Source organism: Metallosphaera javensis (ex Sakai et al. 2022) (genome assembly GCA_021654415.1).
Taxonomy (GTDB): Archaea; Thermoproteota; Thermoprotei_A; order Sulfolobales; family Sulfolobaceae; genus Metallosphaera; species Metallosphaera javensis.
The window spans coordinates 1,171,788-1,192,109 of the sequence record AP024487.1 but is presented as its reverse complement, the minus strand read 5'-3'; the positions used below and the strand labels follow the sequence as shown (position 1 = coordinate 1,192,109).

The following is a 20,322-nucleotide window of genomic DNA, read 5'->3' as shown; positions in this document are numbered from 1 at the left end:
ATCATTTCATTCTCCTCCAATTGTCTATAGCCCGTGTTCTAATAAAAGGGTTTGCAAGGGGAACCTATAGACAATAATCTATAGAGGATCAGGGCGAGAGCTCAACATCACGGCTCAGACGGTTTTGCTTCTCCTCATTTCCTTATCTTCTCAAGGAGAAGGTTCACAATGTACTTTGCGGGATTCAGGGAGGTTGCGGTCTGGAATCCCTTCCACATGGGGGCTCCATTCACTTCCAGCACCTTGTAGCCTCCCTCTAGGTCCTCCACTATATCCACTCCGGAGTAATCCAGCCCCAGTGCCTTGGTAGCCTTCACGCTGATCTCCTCAATCTCCTTGAGGTCAGCTGAGGATATGGCCTGTACTAGCGCGCCCTGCGCCACGTTGGTTTTCCAGTTTTCCTGCGATATCCTGTAGATGCTTCCCAACAGCCTGTCACCTACCACAAAGGCCCTGATGTCCCTGTTGGGTTTTTTCACGTACTTTTGAACGTAAACTGGTTGGTTCACCGACAGGATGGATTTGGCCACCCTGAAGGCTATGTCAGGATCGGAAACCTTAACGGATCCCAGCCCGAGACTCCCCACTAAGGGTTTTATCACGACCTCGCCCCATTCCTCCACAAGCCTCATTACCTCAAAGGGATCCTCAACGAGGGCAGTGAAGGGAACGGGTATGCCAGCCCTATTCAACTTGGATATGCTGGCGTACTTGTCCCTGGCCAGCAACATTGATTTTATCCTGTTCATGGTCACTACACCACGGTTCTCAATCTCCCTGAGAACGTCAGCTCTCCTTATCATCTGCTCTATGGTGGTGAGGAAGCCAAGATTCCTGATAAGTGCTCCATCCAGTTCCAGTTTCCTTCCAGCGTAGGATATCCCGAGGTCGCTCCCTATGGATGAGTTAATCCTTGAAACCCTTATGTAATAGGCTGTGTGACCCCTTGCCTTTATCTCCAGCAACAGTTGTTTTGAGGCCTCAGTGACTTTCTGTGACTCGTGAACTACTGCTATCTTTGCCAAATTTCTCTCCTGAAGGGGGTAATCCTAAAATATTTTATTCTTTATTCCAGCCTCTCCCATGAGACCGAACGCCAAAAAGTCAGGGAGAGCTACGAGCTGATCTAGATAATCTCCCTGTACTGGAAGGGATCTAAGGAGACTTTCATAGTGCTCCTTGTATTCCCTGTACTTCAACCTGACGAAGGACTCAAACTTGCCCGAAGTTAAGGAGAAGAGTTGCTTTGCGCTTCCCACCAGCTTGTCCTTCTCCTGCGTCACGCAGTCCACATAGTCGTCAATAAGCTGGTAAATGATCCCCAGGTCCTTTCCTGCCTCCATGAGGGTATCAAGGAACTCGCTCCTTCCAGAGGAGAAGGAGGAGAGCATGGTCGGAAGCTTGAAGAGGGAGGCGGTCTTGAGCTCAATGGTCCTCATGTAATCCTCGTCCTTCCCGTACATGTCCTTGAGTGCTCCCACAGCTGTATCCTTCCACAGGTCCACACTTATCCTCAGTGCCTTGTCCCCGTAGCCAGAGATTATGTTCAGGGCTGTGGGAATGAGATAGTTGGACACGAAAATTACCTTCCTGTTCGTGTAAACCGCCCAAGCAGCTTTCATTCCCCTCCTGATCTCGTCATAGTCTACAATGTCGTCAAGGGCCAGTGAGGCAGAGTGGAGAATCTCAGTTGCAAGTGCCCCTGGATAGGCATCCCTCTCTTCCCCTCCCAGTGCTCCATTGAAGAGAAACATAAGAGTTCCCCTGAACCTCTTCCCGTCCCTCATGATGTACTTGGACATCTCCATGGTTTCCCATTCCTTTGATTCATCAAGGAACTTCTCCACAAGGTCATCAATGACAGCCCTGCTCCTAAACCAAAACTCCATCAGGTCCAATCTTGATCAGCTTCCTTTAGTTCTAATCTTAAAAATGTAAGACATTATACTTAAATATATGGGAGCCGTCAATGGATCAGTATCCAGGAGAACCTCCCTCACCTTCTTACCCTGATTTCTCAACTGGAAGGCAGTCCTTTTACCAATCAAGGTGTCAACACCAGTATATACTACGTTGGAGTCGGAAAAGTCATTTTCGTAAAATGGTTTTACTTTCTTTCCCAGATTCCGCCTGAGAAGTGTCAAGGAAGGTAGAAGAACCGGGGAGACCACCAGATCCAGGGAAGGGTCAATTTCCTGGATCTTTCCATCTATCCACTCCCTAAGATCTGACATATCAAGTTCCTCTGAAAGGTGTTTAGACCTGGATGAGGGGAATCTGGTGAGCCAAGATAAGGATGAGAGGGCCAGGTTGACCTCGCAGAGATCACCCTCAGACCCAAGCGTTTTCAGGGTAAATTTCCTCTGTCCACACGTCAGGAGAGTTCCCCTGACATTAAGGGATTTCACCACGTTCTCCAGGTCTCTTAACTCCGAGTCATCATTTACGAAGAATACCACCTCCTTATTCTCAGAGTAGGGCGAGTCCAGAAACGTGAAGTCATATACCCCTAGCAATTTCACCGACTCTCCTGTGAGCGCCACATACCCCCTGGCAAGAGTATAGGCAGGAAGCTCCATCCCGTACCCGTAAACTATGGTGGAGAAGGACGGAAGGGATATCTTGGGGGGCCTGAGCTGATCTATCACACTAGAGCTGTCCTCAGGGAGTGACAACAGGAACACTCTCTCTCGTCGGGCTTCTCGGGAATAGACCTTATTACCTCCCTTAACAGGGCCTTCGCCTTGGCCGTGTTCTCCGACATGACTCTGGTGACTTCCTCAGCCGTCACGGGAACCTCAGCGAAGACGTCGTAATCGGTGATCATGGCTATTGTGGAGTAACACATCTCAGCCTCACAGGCCAGATTCACCTCGGGGACCAGGGTCATTCCAATGATGTCCGCCTTAAACACCTCCTTCCACACGATGCTCTCGGCCTTGGTGGAAAATCTGGGCCCCTCTATGCAGATGTAGGTCCCCTTGGGGTGGGTTGTTATGTTCAACCTCTTGGCACTCTCGATGATGATTTTCCTCAGGGAGTTGCAGAACGGTTCGGCCATGGACACGTGGGCCACCACTGGACCGTCGTAGAAGGTGTACTCTCTTCTCTTGGTCATGTCAATGAACTGATCTGGGATAACGAATTCCCCTGGCTTGTAATCAAGGTTTAGGCTACCCACTGCCGAGACCGAGATGACCCACTTTACTCCAAGCTCCTTCAGTGCCCATATGTTTGCCCTGTAGTTTATTTTGTGCGGGGGTATCCTGTGTCTTTTTCCGTGGCGAGGAAGGAAGGCCACGGTTCTCCCTTCCAGTTCGCCAAGTGTGATTAGATCGCTGGTTTCGCCGTAGGGCGTGTGAACCTTGATCTCCCTTACGTTTGAGAAAATCTCAGGATCATATAGACCTGATCCCCCTATAACAGCAATCTGTGCCCTATTTTGCGAGCTCATCGCACATAAAGAGCAGGAGGCGTTAAAAAGGATTCAGTGCCCTTAAGTCTCATCCAGGTACTTCTTCTCCTTTATTGTTCTCAGGGCGACCATGGTGTAGGTTGAGGTAACCCCCTCCAGCTTGCCAATATAGTCCAGAACCTTGGCCAGTTCCTCCCTGGACTTCACCCTCACCTTCAGGAGGGCATAGTACTCGCCAGTCACGTCATATATGTCGTAGATCTCGTTCATCTCCACCAGTTTCTTTAGTATTTCCTCGTATTTCTTGGGCTCCGCCTTGATGAGAACAAAGGCTAAAACGTTCAGGCCTATTCTATCTAGGTCAATCTCTATTCCGAAGTTCTTGATGACGCCCTCCTTCACGAGCCTCTTCACTCTCATGTGAATTGTAGACTCGCTCAGGTCAAGCATCTTGGCCAACCTGGAGAAGGGAGTCCTGGAATCTTTCTGTAAAATGTTTAGAATTTTCCTGTCCACGTTATCCAGGTAATAATAATCTGTCATAATATAGCACTCCCGAACAGTTTAATAAGGTCTAACTTCCCAAAATCGCCCATAGCGAACTTCACAACTAGCTTGGGATCTGCCCTCAGTAATACCCTCTCCAATCCCTTCACCGAATTGGATGCCTTGGCCCTCTTGATGACCTCAGCGTGCACTTGGAGGGTCCAGTGAAGCTTGCTTTTCCTGAACTCCTTAGAGAAGTCCTTTCCCTCTAGGAGAGAGTCGGCCATTATCTTAGAGGAGATAATGGATGGCCTTATCCCCTCCCCAGTGACCGCATAAACGGTTCCTAGAGCCTCCCCGATGTAGGATCCGTTCAGTCTATCCTCGAAGACGCCGTAATCGGCAACCCTTGCCCCGTGCTGTGTCAGGATCCTCCCGGAAGTGATGGTCTTAAGCTTCTCCCTTATGAAATCCACGGAGGCGTAGCCACCAACCCCTATCTTGGCTCCCTTTGGATCTGGAAATATCCACCCATATCCAAGGAGGTCTGAATAGAAGTACATATCCACCATTTCAGGGTCGTAATTCAGGTCAGTTATGTACTGGAGCGCGGGGATGGTCACGTCCTTGGAGAGGGAGTAGTGCCCAGTGGCTATTATCACCTTATCGGCCTCCTCCTCCTTTCCATTCACCAAAAGTTTATCCCCGTGTAGGACCACCTTTGAGTTGAGCCTGAGGTCGATCTTTTCCCCAAGTTTCCTAAGGAGGAGTGGCTTGTCCACAATGTAACCGAGCCTCTCCCTCTCCCTGACCTCGGAGATGAGCTTATTGTCAAGGAAAATCCTGAACCCCTTTATCTCACTGTATATAGCCTCCTTTGGGATATCCAGGTAATTCTCTATCCCCTTGAGAACTCCCCACGCGCAGGGCTTCTTCCCGACGTCATCAAGCCCCTCGTAAACGGTGACGTCGACCCTTGTTCCCTTCAGAAACCATCCAAGCGAGATCCCAGCCGGGCCCCCTCCTACCACGGCCACCTTCATGTAAACACCTTACTTCCTAAAGTAGAGCATCAGTATAAAGCCCATTGTAAGAAATCCTGTATAAAGGACAATTAATTCATAGAAGTTGTGGAGGAACCTGCCTATTACAGCCCCAATCAACACGGTGAGGACGAAGGCGAAATATCCGTCTGCCAGGTATAGGATGTCCTTCTTGAACAGGGCCTTCCATATTTCTTTGGTGGCGAAGTAGAACGAGATGAAGAAGGGTATGGATTCCACGATTGATACCACACCGTATAGTCTGGGCTGAAGGGGTAACACGAAGAAAACTCCTAGGGCGAGACCAAAGGAGAATATTCCCGTGAAGTACAGCGAGACCACTGCGTTGTCCTTTCCGGCCCACGGCCTGTATGTCCAGAAAAGGTAGAGAGCTATGGCGAAACCCACAATTGAGGCTCCCAGGAAAGCAGGAAAGCTGTTAGCCAGTGCGGGTAATACAGGTAACAGTATCAGCACGAGAGAGACGCCAGCAACTTGCCAGTCCTTCATTTGAACCATCTTTAACCTGTTATCAAAGATAAAAATATCTAATGGTAACATTGAGTCAATGAGATACAATTCGCCGGTTCTTGTAATTCATGGAGGAGCGGGCTCATGGAGAAATATGGAAAGGGACAGGGCTTTGAAGGCTCTTAGGGAATCTCTGGAGAGGGGTTATGGGGAGTTCAGAGCAGGAAGCTCTTTGGAGGCGGTGGTGGAGGCCATAGCCTCCATGGAGGATAGTGGAATTTTCAACGCGGGAAGGGGAAGCGTGAAGAACTCAGAGGGAGGAGTGGAGATGGACGCTGGACTGATGTATGGTAAGACTCTTTCCGTGGGTTCGGTGGGATCCATAAGGGCAAGAAATCCAATAAGGAGAGCCTATGAAGTTTTGAAGCAGGGAAGGCATGTCCTCATGGTAAGGACAGTGTGGGAAGATATAGAGATGGGCGACAATTCAAGGGATGGGAACACCGTAGGGGCAGTGGCGTTAGATGAACAGGGAAATCTGTCCGCCGGAACCAGTACCGGTGGAATCAGGGGCAAGTTACCCGGACGTGTGGGGGACTCGCCAGTACCTGGGGCTGGATTTTACGCGACTACCAGGGTGGCTGTCTCCTGCACAGGGATAGGAGAGCTCATTCTCAGGTTGCTCCCGGCCAAGGAGATTGACATGTTGCGAGCCATGGGCTACCCCCTGGACGAATCCGTTAGGGCGGTTATGGGAAAGTTCACCGAAACGTTCGGCAGGGATAACCTCGGTTTAATTGCCCTAGACTACCAGGGTTACGCCTCAGCATCATTTAATACCGGCGCAATGCCAAGAGGAATTAAGTGGAACGGAGGAGAGAAAGTGTTCTTTGATGAGGTAGATCAGTTATGAAGATATTGGTCCTCAGCAACATAAGGTTTCCTGAACCACATATAGAGAGCGTTCTCTCAAACGTGATAAAGAAGGAGGAGCCAGAGGTCATTGTGCTGAACGGTGATACGACACAGTGCTACTGGGACTACGAATGTCCTAGAGTAATTGACGTGCTTTACGTTATAAGGAGCATTGCTCCGTGGGCTCAACTGGTTTATATTCAGGGGGACATGGACCCCCACGCGTTGAAGTGCATCATGGCGGAACCCAGGTACAGGGAAGAGATAATAGGGACCACCATGTACATTGCCGACGCATCCTCCATAAAGTACTACATAATTCACGGACATCAGGGAGATATTGACCAATTGAGAAAAACTGTGGGGGCGGGACCCTGGGACTGGCTTGTGATCGGCCAGCACAAGAGGTTGGAGGTGGATAAACTCGCAAGGGTCATCTATGCGGGAGGTATAACCAGGGAGTTCCCGCCCGAGAGTCGCGGATACGTTGTCATCACAGATTCCTCGCACTATACCAGGAGTCTCACGCACTGACGTCCAGGTTTATTTCCGACATACTTTTGATTATTCTAACGTCGTAAAATCCCTCCATGGGATCTCCATCTCCCTCTTTCCATGCCACCATCCCGTCCACTATTAACATGTTTCTTTCCCCCTTGCTGAATATGATATCCTCAACTGACCTGATTTTCCTCAATTTTAGGACCAGTTTTCTAATCTCTGGGGTAAACTTTCTGTAAATTATCTGGACTATCACAATATTATATTGTTTCCTCAACTTAAAAAACAAAGGAATGGAGTTTAGCGTATCACCGCGAACTGGGACACATTACTAATATTAACTAAGCTGACCAGGATAAACCCATGGACTTGAGAAATAAGGCTGTCCTAGTCCTAGTGCAGGTTAGGGAGGAGACCTTAGCTGATGTCTTCAGGAAGCTGATGAAGGATGCTAGGACTTCAGGTTACAGGAAGATTTTCATCAACGTGATATCTTCCCTTCCCCACTGGCAAGTGCTGGCCAGTGCGAGGGAAGCTATACTTGACAACATTGATCTGGGCCTAGAGGTGTACACTTGGAAACCTGAGGACGTAAAGAAGATGTTTGAGAAGGCCTCCCAGCTTGGCATTGACGGCATTATGACCTATTGCGACGAGGATAACAAGTACTCCATGAGCAAGTTAATGTCAGCGCTTCCAGATTCCCTAAAGATCTCCATGATAAAGGATAATTGTAAGTAGATTTTTATTTTGGATGGAGAAAAGCTGGCAGGGATATTTTTGAAACAACTAAACTATGACGTGTTAATAATTGGTGGAGGATTCGCAGGTTCCACCGCTGCTTGGCATCTGGCCAACAAGGGGCTCAAGATACTCCTGATTGATAGTAAGCCTTGGAACAGGATAGGAGATAAACCCTGCGGAGATGCCGTGAGCAAGGAACACTTTGACAATCTTGGCATGCCCTATCCGGAAGGGGAGCAACTGGAACAGAAAATCGACGGAATCAAGCTGTATAGCCCGGATATGTCCACGGAGTGGACAGTGAAGGGCGAGGGATTTGAGATAAATGCCCCAGCCTACACGCAAAGAATACTGAGGGAAGCTAGGGACAGAGGAGTAGAAGTTATGGATCTAACAACTGCCATGAAGCCAATTCTCGAGGACGGCTTCGTGAGAGGTGCTGTGATATTTGACAGGAGGAAGGAGGAACAGATAGAGGTAAAGGCAAAGATGGTTATAGAGGCCACCGGTTACTCGAGGAGCTTCAGGAGCAAACTTCCACAGGAAATTCCCGTTTCCGAGGACATGGATGAGAGGGATGCTGACATCGCCTATAGGGAAGTGGCATACACAAAGGAAGATATCGATGAACCTGGCTACCTGAAGATTTTCATCAATCAGACCACATCTCCTGGAGGGTACTGGTGGTATTTCCCGAAGGGGAGGGATAAGGTAAACATAGGCCTGGGAATACAGGGCGGAATGGGGTACCCCAGTATTTATACCTTTTATGAAAAATACTGGAAAGAGTATGGGGCAGACATTGATAGGAATAGGATGATAGTGAAGGGAGGAGCCCTTGTGCCAACCAGGAGGCCCCTAGATACCTTGGTTTGGAACGGTATAATAGTCATAGGTGACTCCGGTTACACCGCTAACCCCGTACACGGTGGTGGAAAGGGTTCCGCCATGATATCAGGTTTCTGCGCAGCTAGGGCAACGTTGAACTCCTTTGAAAAGGGGGATTTCTCCGCCCAATCCCTCTGGGAGACTAACCTGTGCTATAATGAGCGTTATGGGGCGAAGCAGGCGAGCCTAGAACTGTTCAGGAGGTTCCTTCAGAAGCTCTCCGACGACGACATCAACTACGGGATGAGGAAGAAGGTTATCAGGGAGGAGGATCTTCTGGAGGCGAGTATGACAGGAGACCTTCAGCTGTCCGTTGCCGATAAGGCAATGAGGGTCATTGCGGGTTTGGGAAGACCATCATTGCTTTACAAGTTAAAGAACGTAGCTGAGTATATGAAGGAGATAAAGACGTTATACAGGGCCTATCCAGCTGGCCCAGATCAGTTACCAAAGTGGAAAGGGGAAGTTAAACAGCTAATCCTAGAATTTGATAAGGTAATTTCCAAGTAGGAGTATGAGAAGGACCACATAGGGGAAGATCACTGGGATCCAGAAGGTTCTCATTGCGAAACTCCCCACCTGTTCCAATCCCTCCACCATTGAGGAGATGAATTTTCCAATCACTTTTACTTTTCCGTCTACTATCATGTATTTCGCGTCCGCTCTCTTGTATTCCGCTTCAGCTTTCTCAATTGCGCTAGCGAGAGCATCAACTATGAGCGGGCAGGGCTCTGCGGGGGCGTAAAGATTTCCGAAAGACGTTCCAGTGCACGAATGGTCGTCCGGAGTCACAAGAATAACCTTATCAAACATGTTACCAAACTTCTCTTGTAAGAGTCTTCCCGTTTCCTCGTTGGCGTTGTTGGCAAATATGTAACCCACAAGTATTCTTTTCTCGCCATCCCCAATTATTAACGCCTTAACTTTCCTGTTACAGATTCCCTCACACGTAGACTTTATCTCGGACTCGCCGTATCCCACGAATAGGGGTCTCTCCTCGGTTACTGGAATCTTCCTTGAAATGAATTCCCTTAAGGCCCTTTCATCTCTGTGACCTATCTCCTCCTTCAGAGATTCATTATGACAATCAACGAGAAAGTTCCCCGTCTTCAGTGACTCATCCCACAATCCTCCTGGAAGGTCATCTATTCCGTAACCGGGTCTCTCGCTGAAGTTAAGGGTCACATGGTCAAAGACCAGCGAGGTCATCCTAAACCTGTCCTGAGACAGAAACTTTATCCCCCCAAATTTCAGCTCCTTCCATTTCCCCTCCTTGATCCTTGAGGAAATAAGTTGAGCCAGTTTGCGAGATTCCTTACTTGAGGCAACGTCTATTTCGTGGCTTCCAGGTCCGTGAAACACAATCACCCTGTCACCCATCAGCTCCTCCAGTTGGTAGGGGAAGAGGGAGCTTCCGACCTTTCCATACATTCCAAAGTGTATCCTAGGTAAAACTAGAAGTAGATCACCGAGTTTGAGAACGAGTGTGCTTGAGTGGAACTCTGTGGATATTTTTTCCAGAAAGTTCTCCACTTCCTCATCCCTTCTGTAGCTCATGGCCTTAAGGAAAGGCCTTACGATGTTAAGAGAGGAGATACCCGTAATGCTTTTTCCCTTTCTGTTCACGAGGATTAGATATAGGTATGAGAACAATCCCACAACCAGATAGAAGGCAATGACCAGTTCAAGGTTCTTAGGAAACGTGGAGAGGGCTGAGACCAGTCCTGTGACTGTTGTTAAGGCCGGGGAGGTCAGATCTCCATAATCTATCAGCATCACGTATGTCATTAAAGGGATGAACAGGCCAAAGGACAGCGGTATCACTAATGGAAAGAAAGATATTATGAGGTAAAGTATCCCGAACATGCCAGCCATAGCAAGGAAAGTTCTAACTCTCCTGTGGAGTGATAACAGGGACAGAACTAGGTAAACAAGGAATCCCGTCAAATATGCAAAGCCATCCGACAGGGATCTCAGAAAGGAAAGGCCTACTTCAGCCCCAACCCAGATTGAAAGGGCCTCCGTCGATTGTAACCTTATGAGCTTAGAATAGTAATTTCTAGTTAGTTTTTCTGAATCCACGTGTTTACACAACGGGAGTGGATAAAAAAATGATTGAAATCGATCTGGGTGGAATAAGCCCTCTGAAGGTTATCAGAAATAACCTGGGAGAGTGCACAATGTTTTACGTTGAGATCAAGGATCTAGGGGATTTTTTAATATTTGCTTTTGAGGGGAGAGCCAATTACGTGAAGATAATGAGGCCCTTTCCTGGCAAGTGGTCGTGTGATTCAGCGCTTTACAACCCTCAGGGACTATTCCTTTTCGATCTAGGTCAGGGCATAACTTCAGAGGCACTCAGGACCAAGATGGAGGCGATAGCGAGATGGGGCTAGACTACGACCTGGTGATAAGCGACGTTGATGGAGTCATTCTCATGGAGGGCGAACCCATATGGGATAACATAAACTCCCTTAGACGGATGATAGAAGAAGGAAAGAAGGTAATTCTAGTCACCAACAACTCCGGGTTCAGCAGGGTTCTCCTCTCAAGGCAGTTAAACTATTTGGGCCTGCCCATTGATCCTAGAAACATCATCACCAGCGGTTTAGCGGCCGTCCTTTACATGAAAAAGACGTGGGATGTAAGGAAGGTTTTTGTGATTGGAGAGGAAGGTCTAGTGGAGGAGATAAGAAATGCAGGATACGAGGTCCTTATGACTGCTAATGCCGAAAAGGAGAACCCTGACGTTGTAATACTGGGGTTGGACCGGCTAGTTACCTACGATAAGTTATCCGTTGGTATGAGATGTATATGGAGAGGTAGCAAGTTCGTTGTCACAAACATGGATAGGTTATGGCCCTCTAAGGACGGTTTGAGGTTGGGAGCAGGTGCTCTCGCCAGCGCGCTGATATATGCGCTGAAGAGGGAACCGGACTTTGTGGCAGGGAAACCCAATAAGTGGATTGTTCAGGTAGCAATGGAGCTCATGGGAATAAATGACCTGAAGAAAGTCTTGGTTATTGGCGATCAACTGGAAACTGACATCAAGATGGGGAACGATCTGGGAGCTGATACCGCCCTAGTTCTAACCGGTATTTCCCAGCGTCACGACGTAGAAAGAACGGGAATACGCCCTACATTTGTAATAAAGAACCTATCTGAACTACTCTCTTAAAGTAATTCTTAATAACGTATCTATTGCGATTTTTGTATGGACAAACTTCTTTATGACGCAGTAGTTCTTGGAGGAGGATTAGCAGGGCTAATGTCGGCCCACGAGATCGCTTCTGCAGGTTACAAGGTAGCGGTCATCTCCAAGGTTTTTCCCACAAGGTCTCACTCCTCCTCCGCAGAAGGCGGAATAGCCGCGTATGTTAGAGGTAACTCGGATCCCAATGACAATCCAGACTACATGACCTATGATACGGTAAAGGGAGGAGATTATCTGGTAGATCAAGACGCTGCAGAGTTACTCTCACAAAAATCGGGGGAAATAGTCGAGATAATGGAAAGATGGGGCACGTTATTTAATAGGCAACCTGATGGTAGAGTTGCATTGCGTTATTTTGGGGGACAAACCTATCCCAGGACTAGGTTCGTTGGAGATAAAACTGGGATGGCGCTTCTGCACACGCTATTTGAGAGGGTCTCAGGTCTCTCCGTGGATTTCTATAGCGAATGGTTTGCAGTAGACCTAGTACTGGACGAGAAGAGGGTAGCCGGCGTTCTGGCCATGGAAATGAAGTCCATGGAGCCAGTCCTGTTCAAGGCCAAGGCCGTGGTTCTAGCCACAGGAGGCATGGGAATGTTATATGCCCATACCACCAATGCCTACATAAACACAGGGGATGGATACTCCATGGCCCTGAGGGCCGGGGCAGCCCTTAAGGATCCAGAATTTGTGCAGTTTCACCCTACAGCCCTTTATCCCTCAGACATCTTGATCAGTGAGGCAGCCAGGGGAGAGGGAGGAATCCTGAAAAACAACAAGGGGGAGAGGTTCATGACCAGGTATGCCCCCAAAAAACTTGACTTGGCTCCAAGGGATATAGTTTCCAGGTCCATCACCATAGAGATAAGGGAAGGAAGGGGATTTCCAGGAGGTTACGTTGGGCTGGACCTCACCCATCTGGGAGAGAGCTACATTAAGGAGAGACTTGCGTTGGCCTATGAGGCGGCAATGAGCTTTGCAGGGGTGGACGCGACCAAGGAGCCCATCCCTGTTAGACCTGCACAACACTACTACATGGGCGGCGTAGACGTGGATATAACAGGAAAGAACAGTGATCTGCAGGGTCTGTTCGCGGCAGGAGAGGTGGCCTGTGTGTCAGTTCACGGTGCTAATAGACTGGGTTCAAACTCCCTGCTCGAGACTCTCGTCTTTGGTAGGGAGACTGGAAGGGCGGTTGTTGAATATCTCAGGAAGCATGAAGAGTCCTCCTCCACTACCCTAGAAAAGGAAGCGGAGAAACTCCTTGACGATGCCTATACCTTCGTGAAGAGTGAGTCCGGGGTACATTTCGGTGAGATACTCAATAAACTCAGGCAGGTGATGTGGGACGATGTTGGAATATTCAGGAACGAGGATCTGTTGAAGACAGCCCTGTCAGAGGTAGAGAAGCTCAGGGCACAGGTGAAGAGTATGTACGTTACTGACAAGAGTAAAACCTACAATACCGAGTTCTTTAACGCCTTGGAGCTGAGGAATATGATGGACTTGGCTGTAATAATAGCTAAGTCGGCGTTGACCAGAACGGAATCAAGGGGCGCCCATTACAGGACCGATTATCCAGAGAGGGATGATAAAAACTGGCTTAAACACACCTTGGCTTACTTGAAGGGTAATCAAGTGGAGATAGGATTTAAGCCCGTGACTATGACTAGGTGGCAACCTGAGGCGAGGGTGTACTGACATGGAGAGTCAGGCGGAACAGAGGGAGATCATAGTCAAGGTAAGAAGGTATAACCAGGAGAAGGGAGAGTACTGGCAGGAGTACAAGCTACTGGTGGACAGATTCACCCAAATGACTGAGGTTCTCAGGAGGATAAAGTCGGAGCAAGATCCAACCCTGGCTTACAGGGCCTCCTGTCATATGGCTGTGTGCGGTAGCTGTGCCATGAAAATTAATGGGGAGCCAAGGCTTGCGTGTAAGACCCTAGCTCTAGACCTAGTGAAGAAGTATGATAGCAACCAGATAACTGTTGAGCCCATGGATTACTTCAAGGTTCAGAAGGACCTGATCGTGGACATGGATGATTTTTACACTAGGATGTTCAAGGTTAAACCTAGACTATATCCTAGCAAGGAAGTAACGGAAGGTAACGGTGAACATAGGTTAAGGCCGGAGGACCAGAGGGAGCTCTGGAAGTTTGCCCAATGTATCTGGTGTGGGCTGTGCGTCTCATCATGTCCAGCCGTCAGAATTGACCAGGACTTTTTAGGACCTGCAGCACATGCGAAGGGCTACAGGTTCCTTGCAGATCCCAGAGATACAATTTACGATGAAAGGTTGAAAATTTTGGCTGATAGTGCATGGAGGTGCACATATTGCTATCAGTGCTTTAACGTATGCCCGAGGGACGTGGAGCCAGTTACCACCATCAAGAAGACGAGGGCCCATACCAGATTCCTTAAGGAGAAGACCGAGGTAGTAAAGACTGGTGAGAAACACGTGAAGGCCATATTCGATAGTATCAGGGAAACAGGGAAGCTTGAGGAGGCGAAGGTATATATCACAACTTATGGTCTAGCTGAGGCAATTAGGGACATGTTCTACACCATGAGAAACGGGAAGGTGAACCTTGCATTAATTAGGGAAAAGAAGGTTACTCAAATAGATCAAATTCAGAAATTGATGGGTGAGGACGAATGAAGGTAGCATATTACCCCGGATGTGCAACCCATGGCCTCTCCAAGGACGTGGATATAGCCACAAAGAAAGTAGCTGAGGTACTAGGACTGGAACTGGTAGAGGTGGAGGACTGGAACTGCTGTGGAGGAGGCTTTCTGGACGAGTATGACCAAAAGGCTCATGCTGCCTTGAATCTAAGGAACTTGTCCCAGGTGGAGAAGATGGGACTTAACAAGATGGCAACTCCCTGTAGCGTTTGCCTGCAGAGTCACAGGCTCGCGGTAAATAACTACAAGGAGGACAAGGAACTCAGAAAGGAGGTGGATTCCAGGCTTAGGTCGGCCTCCATAGAGTACAAGGGAACTGTAGACGCTGAGCATATCGTGTGGGTATTAGTGAGAGACGTGGGAGTGGAGAAAATAAAGTCCCACGTTACTAGACCCCTGAATCAACTGAAGGTGGGAACGTATTATGGATGTCAGATGCTCAGGCCTGAGCAGATCATGGGGTTCGAGTCAGCATACAAGCCCCACAGTCTTGAGGATCTCGTATCCGCCACCGGGGCCACACCGGTGAGGTTCCCCATGGCCACTGCATGCTGTGGTTTCCCCTTGATGGGCAGTAACCCCAAGGGAGGATTGAAACTGGCCTATAACGTCCTTTCCTCGGCAAAAGGAGCAGGAGCTGATATCATAGTACATCCATGCAGTCTATGTCATCTGCAACTGGACGTTACCCAGTTCAAGGTTATGGATGAGTTTAAGACCAGTTGGACCATGCCCACAATATACGTTACTCAACTCCTAGCGATATCCTTCGGGATAAGTCCTAAGGAACTTGGACTTAGCAAGATAGCAATGAAAGCCCTGGAGGAGAGGGGTATAACATGATCCAGGATATCAGTAAGTTAGGTGGGGAGATGGGTCCCTGGAAGGATGTATCAGAGAGGCCTGGAAAGGAACCCTTTGCTAAGGAGGCAGAGTACAAGGTTGACGATCTTTTCTGGGGCAAGTTTCATCTTCGTAACACTGGGGAACTCTACGTTCTGGTGATTTCCAAGATTCCCTTCAACTGGAAGGAAAGGGTTAAGGATCTCAAGATATATGGCGAGGTCGTTGATGCTGCAGGGGGCATAATGTGGATCGCGACGGATGAAGCTCACATCGAATCAGATCTCAATGCAATCAAGGAGTATCTCATGAAAATCAAGGACTCCTCTAAGAAATGAGAGGAGGCCCTAGCTTCACTCTGCCATGGTTACATGGCTGTAGGCTAGGTATGGCAATAGACTCTTTTTCGGTTCAAAAATAAATCTTTCTCTAAATCTTGGTGAGTGCCTTATCTAAGTCCTCTATCAGGTCTTCCACGTCCTCTATGCCCACAGACAATCTAAGGAGGGAATCCCCGATTCCTGAGGCCCTTCTTTCTTCAGGGGAAAGGGTCCTGTGACTCATTGTTGCTGGATGGGAGATAAGGGAGTTAACGCCTCCTAGACTTTGAGCTGGAATTATTACGGAGGTAGATTTCATCACCTTCAAAGCTTCCTCCACTCCGCCTTTTACCTCAAAGCTCACCACTCCGCCGAAGCCCTTGAGAACCCTCCTAGCTACACTGTGGCTTTCATGGCTCTTGAGACCAGGATAGTAAACCTTAGCTACCTTAGGATGCGCCTCAAGGAACTCAGCTACCTGTTGTGCGTTCCTGTTTATGACATCCATCCTTATCTTAAGCGTCTTCATGCCCCTAATGGTGAGATAGGCTGGATGGGGATCTAGAGATGTTCCGAGGGTTCTCCTCATCTGATCTATAGCCCTTACCAGTTCTCCCTTACCTGCTATCAGCCCAGTTATGACGTCGTTGTGCCCTGCAATGAACTTCGATGCGCTGTGTATAGCCAGCGATGCCCCAAATTCCAGCGGTCTCTGATTAATTGGAGTGGCAAACGTAGAGTCCACAAGCAGAGTAGCTCCTATCTCTGAGCAGGCCTTTCCAACTCTCTCCAGGTCAATGACCCTCAGCAAGGGATTGGTGATGCTCTCAACCATCACTACGTCATAACCAGTGCTTATCATCTCAAGCATCCTTTGGTCGCTAGCAGGAGCCACGTCAACCTTCACTCCCCAGGACGATAGATAATCCTTAGTGAACCTTAGGCTTCTCCCGAACATGTCCACGTGAACCAAGAGTTTCATACCTGGACGGAGTAAAGTTAACATGGTAGTTGAGATAGCCCCCATACCTGAGGAAAACGCAAGCCCTGCCTCCGCACCTTCAAGTTCAGCTATCTTTTTACCTAACTCAAGTACAGTGGGGTTAACCTCTCTGGAATACCTATACTTTTCACCTTCAGGGTAAAGGAACGCTGAAGTCTGATAGATAGGGGTAGTTATTGCCCCCGTTGTGGGATCTATGGATTCCCTCACCGACTTAGTTGATTCCCTCAACTCTAACACCCTCTCCTATCTCAGTGGTAATGAAGTCACACGAGAAACCATGTTGTGCGCATATCTGCGCACTCTCCTTTCTTATCTCCTCCAGTCTAGTGGAATTGTCATAAAGGATAAGCACCGTTGGTCCTGCTCCGCTTACGCACGCACCAACTGCGTTATACTTTAGAGCAGTTTCCTTGATTTTGGGATAGTGTGGATACATTGGTTCCCTAGACTTCTCCACGATGTTATCGTTCAATCCTTCCCTGACCAGTATCCTATCACCCTTTACCACCCCCAGAATGAAAGAGGAGAGGAACCTTGTATTTTCCACAACTTTGGAGACCTCAACCTGTCTGGGGACCAGCTCCCTTGCCTTCTTCGTCTTCCCTTCTCCCGTGTTGACCTTGGGTATGACCAACATCAACTTGAAGTCTAGGTTAATCGGTACTCTCACAACCCTTATGGGGTCATGGGATGTGACGGCCACAATTCCCCCAAAAGCACTAGCTGCCACGTTATCCGGGTGAGGAGATCCGCTCACCGCCTTTTCGCCAATCACAGCGAACCTCACTATGTCCTCCAGGGTTAAATGAAGGTTGAACAGTTCGTTGACTGCAGCCGCTGCAGCTACAGCGGAGGCTCCGCTGCTTCCTAGACCCAGCCCTGGGGGAACTCCCTTTATCACGCTGAGTTTCACCGTGTAATTCAATTGAAATTCCCTCAGGATTGCCTCAACTGGGGCACCTGCCGAGTTTCTTGCTGGATCCAAGGGTATGCCAGTGTTTGACGCTATTACTACCTTCCTCTCCCTTTCATTCAGGATCTCAGCGTACACGATGTCACTAAAGGCCGAGTGACTCATGGAAAGTATATCATAACCAGCACCGAGGTTAGCAGAAGATGAGAATGCTGTAGCTTTCACTGAACGCATACCCGAGAATAAGGAGTTGAAGTAAAAGGCTTTTCCAACTAGGTACTTTCGGAAAATATTCCTTCTAAGAATTGAAGGTCCCTATTCCTCACTATTACTTTTAATCTCTCTTGAGTTACTCTCTCGCCATCTATGTACCCCTGGGGAGCAATTACCTTCCCTTTACCCAGGAAAAGGGGAGCCGTGGAGGGCGATTTCAATTTCACTGCCGGCTCCTTAACCAACCTACTCATGCCTATCCAATCATGATAGCTGACAGGATCACCCTCTCCTTGAGAGATGATCCAGCGTCTTACCTCCACAGCGTCTGGAACATCTTCCCTACAAAGGAAATCGCTCAGGATAAGCGCATCTCCCACACCATACTTGAGTGCAGCACAAGCCGGTACCGTGCCCAGCAATATTTTCCTAGCCTTCACCTCCCTTATCCTCACGTCTTCCTCCCCTATTATTACAGGTCTATTATCAAGGCTCTTTACGGTCACCTCAATCTCCTCCCCCTCCTTAACCTGTGTACCGGGGGGCAAGGTTACGTAACCATCCGAGCCGGCGAAGGTACCCACCATGTAACTATCGAAGGGAACAGGGATTGCGTAATATCTACCTTGTCCCTTAACCAAGTACACCGGTATGTTGGTAACCCTGAATCTGTCAGCCTGAATGGGTAAAATGGATATTGCAGTGATCTTCCCATGATAGGCCCTCCTAGTGGCCATGGATCTTCCTGAGAATTCCCCTATATATTTCTCCACCAGCTGGTTGAACGTCATAATTGTGGCCACTATGTTTCCTGAGAGTCCGAAAACTGGTTTACCGCGTATCTCTCCAAGGATCGTAGGTTTTCCGGGTTTCGTGTTTATGCCCTGTACCACGATTTTTCCCATCTCCTTTATCAACTGATGTATGTAATCCTTCTCGCCCGCACTCGTACCCCCTGTGGTAATAATGAGGTCAGCTGTCTCTACTGCCATCTTGAGAGAGTCCCTGATCCTTTCCTTATTGTCAGGCAGAACTTCTGTTCCAATTACCCGGCATCCCAGTTGTGCCAGCCTAGAGACTAGGAAATGGACGTTGCTTTCGTATATCTTTCCAGGAGCGAGATCCGCCCCGGGCTGAACCAGCTCGTCCCCGGTCGCAATGACATAGACCTTGGGAAGATCATATACCTCAACCTTCTCCACTCCCACAGACGCTAGGGCACCAACATCCTCTGCTGTGACTTCCTGTAGTTCACCCATGATTTCTGAACCCTTGGGAATATCACTTCCAGCCCACGCCACATTGGCTCCAAATCTCATTCTAGAATTTATTTCAACGAACGGAAACTCCACGTGAGTATCCTCTATTTTCACTACAGCGTCGGCTCCCCATGGGATAGGGGATCCCGTATCCACTTCCACTGCCTCTCCAGGTCCAAGGGTAATATCCTTCCACTCTCCAATGGATATCTTGTCAACTATCCTAAATTTTCCAGGAGTGGAGGACGATTTTACTGCAAATCCGTCCACAGTAGATCTAGAGAAGGGTGGATAATCTGTATTAGCGAGCACGGGTGAAGCGGTTACCTTTCCCACCGAGTCCAAGATTCCAACAGAAATTACCCTCCTCTTGGGGGGTACAGTTTTGAGAAATAGCTCTACGGCCTCTTGTGGAGTAGGTAAATTCTCCTCAGGAACGAAATTTCTCATGAGAAAAATACACAAAACAAACTTTTAAATGGTTATTAGGGCTGCCTCCTGAAGTTGCTCGAGTACTGCCACGATGGGTGCCCTAATCTGCTCCTCCTCAATCTGAGCTTCCTTGCTAATTTCCTGAACTATATCGCCTACAGTTCTTTCTCCGTCACACATGGCCCAGATGTAATAGGCCACGGCAGCGACTTCGTAAATCTTGTCCTCAGCTAACTTTATGATGAACTTCTCTCCATCCTCACTCTTCTCTACGTATTCACCTTCTCTTCTGGGTTTCCTGTCCTTTATCTCATTGAAATCCAGTGAAGGATGGAAATGGTCGTGTTCCTCTTCCGGTTCCCTGTCTTCTTCAAAGTTCACTCTTCTTCCTCTCCGCCTTCTCTTGGCCTTCTCCTGAAGCCTCCACCGCCATAGTTTCCTCCGAAACCACCGCCGTAACTTCTCCTTCCTCCACCTCTACCTCTGAATCCACCCCTTCTTGGGGGAGAATCATCGGTAGGAGTGTTTTCCGGAACCTGATCGGCCTCTGGGATCGATTCCTCAGCAGTCTCGCTGATCTTGGACCTGCTACCTGCGTTAAGTTGAACTTGCCCCTTAAAGACAGTGGTCCAAGCGTTTTCAACCTTGATTATTTGACCTTCTTTCACTTCGTCGCCTTGGTTCCCCCACAGGGTAAGCTTAACTCTCCCTGTGTCGTCTCCCACCATTACTTCACGAATGGTTCTAGGGCCGTTCTTTGTCTGAACGGTCTTTTGTTCACCTACTTCCAAAACGCGGGCGGTTACACTTATGTTCTCCATCCCGCCTTTTAGATTTCCTATCTTTTCGTCCATATATCTCGACTCACACGAATTTGTTATTTCAATCTTTGAAATTCGCCTATATAAATTAGTTGGTTAGTTTGATATACCGCACGAACCCTTCACGCTTATCGCCTTTAGTATAAAATA

24 protein-coding genes are annotated in these 20,322 nt (G+C 48.5%); 10 read left to right on the top strand and 14 right to left on the bottom strand.

All coding sequences use genetic code 11. The annotated features are described in order from the left end of the window. Positions 1-134: 134 nt before the first annotated feature. From QVC96_RS06975 to QVC96_RS06945, 7 genes are read right to left on the bottom strand one after another with little or no spacing between them, the layout of a single operon-like run. A complete protein-coding gene (locus tag QVC96_RS06975) occupies positions 135-1,025 on the bottom strand; it encodes an ATP-grasp domain-containing protein (protein WP_425597985.1) in 891 nt (296 codons plus the stop codon). Positions 1,026-1,049: 24 nt separating this feature from the next. Further along, positions 1,050-1,898 (bottom strand): hexaprenyl pyrophosphate synthase, encoded by an 849-nt coding sequence (gene gdS-2, locus QVC96_RS06970; protein WP_238025548.1) that lies wholly within the window; start codon positions 1,896-1,898, stop codon positions 1,050-1,052. Between the two features lie 6 nt (positions 1,899-1,904). Beyond that, a complete protein-coding gene (locus QVC96_RS06965) occupies positions 1,905-2,648 on the bottom strand; it encodes a hypothetical protein (RefSeq protein ID WP_287690373.1) in 744 nt (247 codons plus the stop codon). Continuing rightward, positions 2,645-3,454: an S-methyl-5'-thioadenosine phosphorylase gene (locus tag QVC96_RS06960; protein WP_238025545.1), complete on the bottom strand. Its 810-nt coding sequence runs from the start codon at positions 3,452-3,454 to the stop codon at positions 2,645-2,647. Before QVC96_RS06960 ends, QVC96_RS06965 begins: the two co-directional genes overlap by 4 nt. Positions 3,455-3,496: 42 nt before the next feature. Further along, entirely contained in the window at positions 3,497-3,958 is a 462-nt protein-coding gene (locus QVC96_RS06955) for an Lrp/AsnC family transcriptional regulator (protein ID WP_255776095.1), read from the bottom strand. Next, a complete protein-coding gene (locus QVC96_RS06950; RefSeq protein ID WP_238025543.1) occupies positions 3,955-4,944 on the bottom strand; it encodes an NAD(P)/FAD-dependent oxidoreductase in 990 nt (329 codons plus the stop codon). The genes QVC96_RS06955 and QVC96_RS06950 overlap by 4 nt, the downstream gene beginning before the upstream one ends. Positions 4,945-4,953: 9 nt before the next feature. Next, positions 4,954-5,454 carry a hypothetical protein gene (locus QVC96_RS06945; RefSeq protein ID WP_238025542.1) on the bottom strand — a complete coding sequence of 167 codons (501 nt, stop codon included), beginning with the start codon at positions 5,452-5,454 and terminating at the stop codon, positions 4,954-4,956. Positions 5,455-5,512: 58 nt separating this feature from the next. Here QVC96_RS06945 and QVC96_RS06940 point away from each other — a divergent pair, with 58 nt between their 5' ends. Both QVC96_RS06940 and QVC96_RS06935 read left to right on the top strand, forming a co-directional pair. Further along, positions 5,513-6,328: an isoaspartyl peptidase/L-asparaginase gene (locus QVC96_RS06940; RefSeq protein ID WP_287690372.1), complete on the top strand. Its 816-nt coding sequence runs from the start codon at positions 5,513-5,515 to the stop codon at positions 6,326-6,328. Further along, a complete protein-coding gene (locus QVC96_RS06935) occupies positions 6,325-6,864 on the top strand; it encodes a phosphoesterase (RefSeq protein WP_012020646.1) in 540 nt (179 codons plus the stop codon). The genes QVC96_RS06940 and QVC96_RS06935 overlap by 4 nt, the downstream gene beginning before the upstream one ends. On the opposite strand, the gene QVC96_RS06930 is transcribed toward QVC96_RS06935, so the two are convergent. Continuing rightward, the gene (locus tag QVC96_RS06930) at positions 6,854-7,087 is read right to left on the bottom strand and encodes a hypothetical protein (RefSeq protein WP_238025540.1); all 234 of its coding nucleotides are present in this window, start codon (positions 7,085-7,087) and stop codon (positions 6,854-6,856) included. The genes QVC96_RS06935 and QVC96_RS06930 overlap by 11 nt on opposite strands. A 107-nt stretch (positions 7,088-7,194) precedes the next feature. Here QVC96_RS06930 and QVC96_RS06925 point away from each other — a divergent pair, with 107 nt between their 5' ends. Together QVC96_RS06925 and QVC96_RS06920 are read left to right on the top strand one after the other, a co-directional pair. Then, positions 7,195-7,572: a DUF5751 family protein gene (locus QVC96_RS06925; RefSeq protein ID WP_238025539.1), complete on the top strand. Its 378-nt coding sequence runs from the start codon at positions 7,195-7,197 to the stop codon at positions 7,570-7,572. A 39-nt stretch (positions 7,573-7,611) separates the two neighbouring features. After that, entirely contained in the window at positions 7,612-8,973 is a 1,362-nt protein-coding gene (locus QVC96_RS06920; protein ID WP_287690443.1) for a digeranylgeranylglycerophospholipid reductase, read from the top strand. On the opposite strand, the gene QVC96_RS06915 is transcribed toward QVC96_RS06920, so the two are convergent. Beyond that, on the bottom strand, positions 8,944-10,545 hold the full coding sequence (locus tag QVC96_RS06915; protein WP_287690369.1) for a DUF2070 family protein: 1,602 nt from the start codon (positions 10,543-10,545) through the stop codon (positions 8,944-8,946). The two genes, QVC96_RS06920 and QVC96_RS06915, sit on opposite strands and share 30 nt — an antisense overlap. Positions 10,546-10,574: 29 nt before the next feature. Here QVC96_RS06915 and QVC96_RS06910 point away from each other — a divergent pair, with 29 nt between their 5' ends. The 6 genes from QVC96_RS06910 to QVC96_RS06885 are packed head-to-tail and all read left to right on the top strand — an operon-like array spanning position 10,575 to position 15,546. Beyond that, positions 10,575-10,859, top strand: a complete 285-nt coding sequence (locus tag QVC96_RS06910; RefSeq protein ID WP_238025536.1) for a hypothetical protein — start codon at positions 10,575-10,577, stop codon at positions 10,857-10,859. Further along, positions 10,850-11,641, top strand: coding sequence for an HAD-IIA family hydrolase (locus QVC96_RS06905; protein ID WP_238025535.1), 792 nt, complete (start codon positions 10,850-10,852; stop codon positions 11,639-11,641). The genes QVC96_RS06910 and QVC96_RS06905 overlap by 10 nt, the downstream gene beginning before the upstream one ends. A gap of 36 nt (positions 11,642-11,677) precedes the next feature. Next, positions 11,678-13,378 carry a succinate dehydrogenase flavoprotein subunit gene (locus QVC96_RS06900; protein ID WP_287690367.1) on the top strand — a complete coding sequence of 567 codons (1,701 nt, stop codon included), beginning with the start codon at positions 11,678-11,680 and terminating at the stop codon, positions 13,376-13,378. A gap of 1 nt (position 13,379) precedes the next feature. Continuing rightward, on the top strand, positions 13,380-14,339 hold the full coding sequence (locus QVC96_RS06895) for a succinate dehydrogenase/fumarate reductase iron-sulfur subunit (protein WP_287690366.1): 960 nt from the start codon (positions 13,380-13,382) through the stop codon (positions 14,337-14,339). Then, positions 14,336-15,208 (top strand): CoB--CoM heterodisulfide reductase iron-sulfur subunit B family protein, encoded by an 873-nt coding sequence (locus QVC96_RS06890; RefSeq protein WP_287690365.1) that lies wholly within the window; start codon positions 14,336-14,338, stop codon positions 15,206-15,208. The genes QVC96_RS06895 and QVC96_RS06890 overlap by 4 nt, the downstream gene beginning before the upstream one ends. Beyond that, a complete protein-coding gene (locus tag QVC96_RS06885; protein WP_287690364.1) occupies positions 15,205-15,546 on the top strand; it encodes a succinate dehydrogenase in 342 nt (113 codons plus the stop codon). The genes QVC96_RS06890 and QVC96_RS06885 overlap by 4 nt, the downstream gene beginning before the upstream one ends. 91 nt (positions 15,547-15,637) lie before the next feature. On the opposite strand, the gene QVC96_RS06880 is transcribed toward QVC96_RS06885, so the two are convergent. Genes QVC96_RS06880 through QVC96_RS06860 form a run of 5 tightly spaced genes read right to left on the bottom strand, consistent with a single transcriptional unit; the run spans position 15,638 to position 20,205 of the window. Further along, entirely contained in the window at positions 15,638-16,762 is a 1,125-nt protein-coding gene (locus QVC96_RS06880; RefSeq protein WP_287690363.1) for a PLP-dependent transferase, read from the bottom strand. Beyond that, entirely contained in the window at positions 16,746-17,681 is a 936-nt protein-coding gene (locus QVC96_RS06875) for a homoserine kinase (RefSeq protein ID WP_287690362.1), read from the bottom strand. The genes QVC96_RS06880 and QVC96_RS06875 overlap by 17 nt, the downstream gene beginning before the upstream one ends. A 38-nt stretch (positions 17,682-17,719) precedes the next feature. After that, positions 17,720-19,369 (bottom strand): molybdenum cofactor synthesis domain-containing protein, encoded by a 1,650-nt coding sequence (locus QVC96_RS06870; RefSeq protein ID WP_287690360.1) that lies wholly within the window; start codon positions 19,367-19,369, stop codon positions 17,720-17,722. Between the two features lie 24 nt (positions 19,370-19,393). Beyond that, positions 19,394-19,675 (bottom strand): PqqD family protein, encoded by a 282-nt coding sequence (locus QVC96_RS06865; RefSeq protein WP_238025643.1) that lies wholly within the window; start codon positions 19,673-19,675, stop codon positions 19,394-19,396. Positions 19,676-19,728: 53 nt separating this feature from the next. After that, positions 19,729-20,205, bottom strand: coding sequence for a single-stranded DNA-binding protein (locus QVC96_RS06860; protein ID WP_238025525.1), 477 nt, complete (start codon positions 20,203-20,205; stop codon positions 19,729-19,731). Positions 20,206-20,322: the final 117 nt, after the last annotated feature.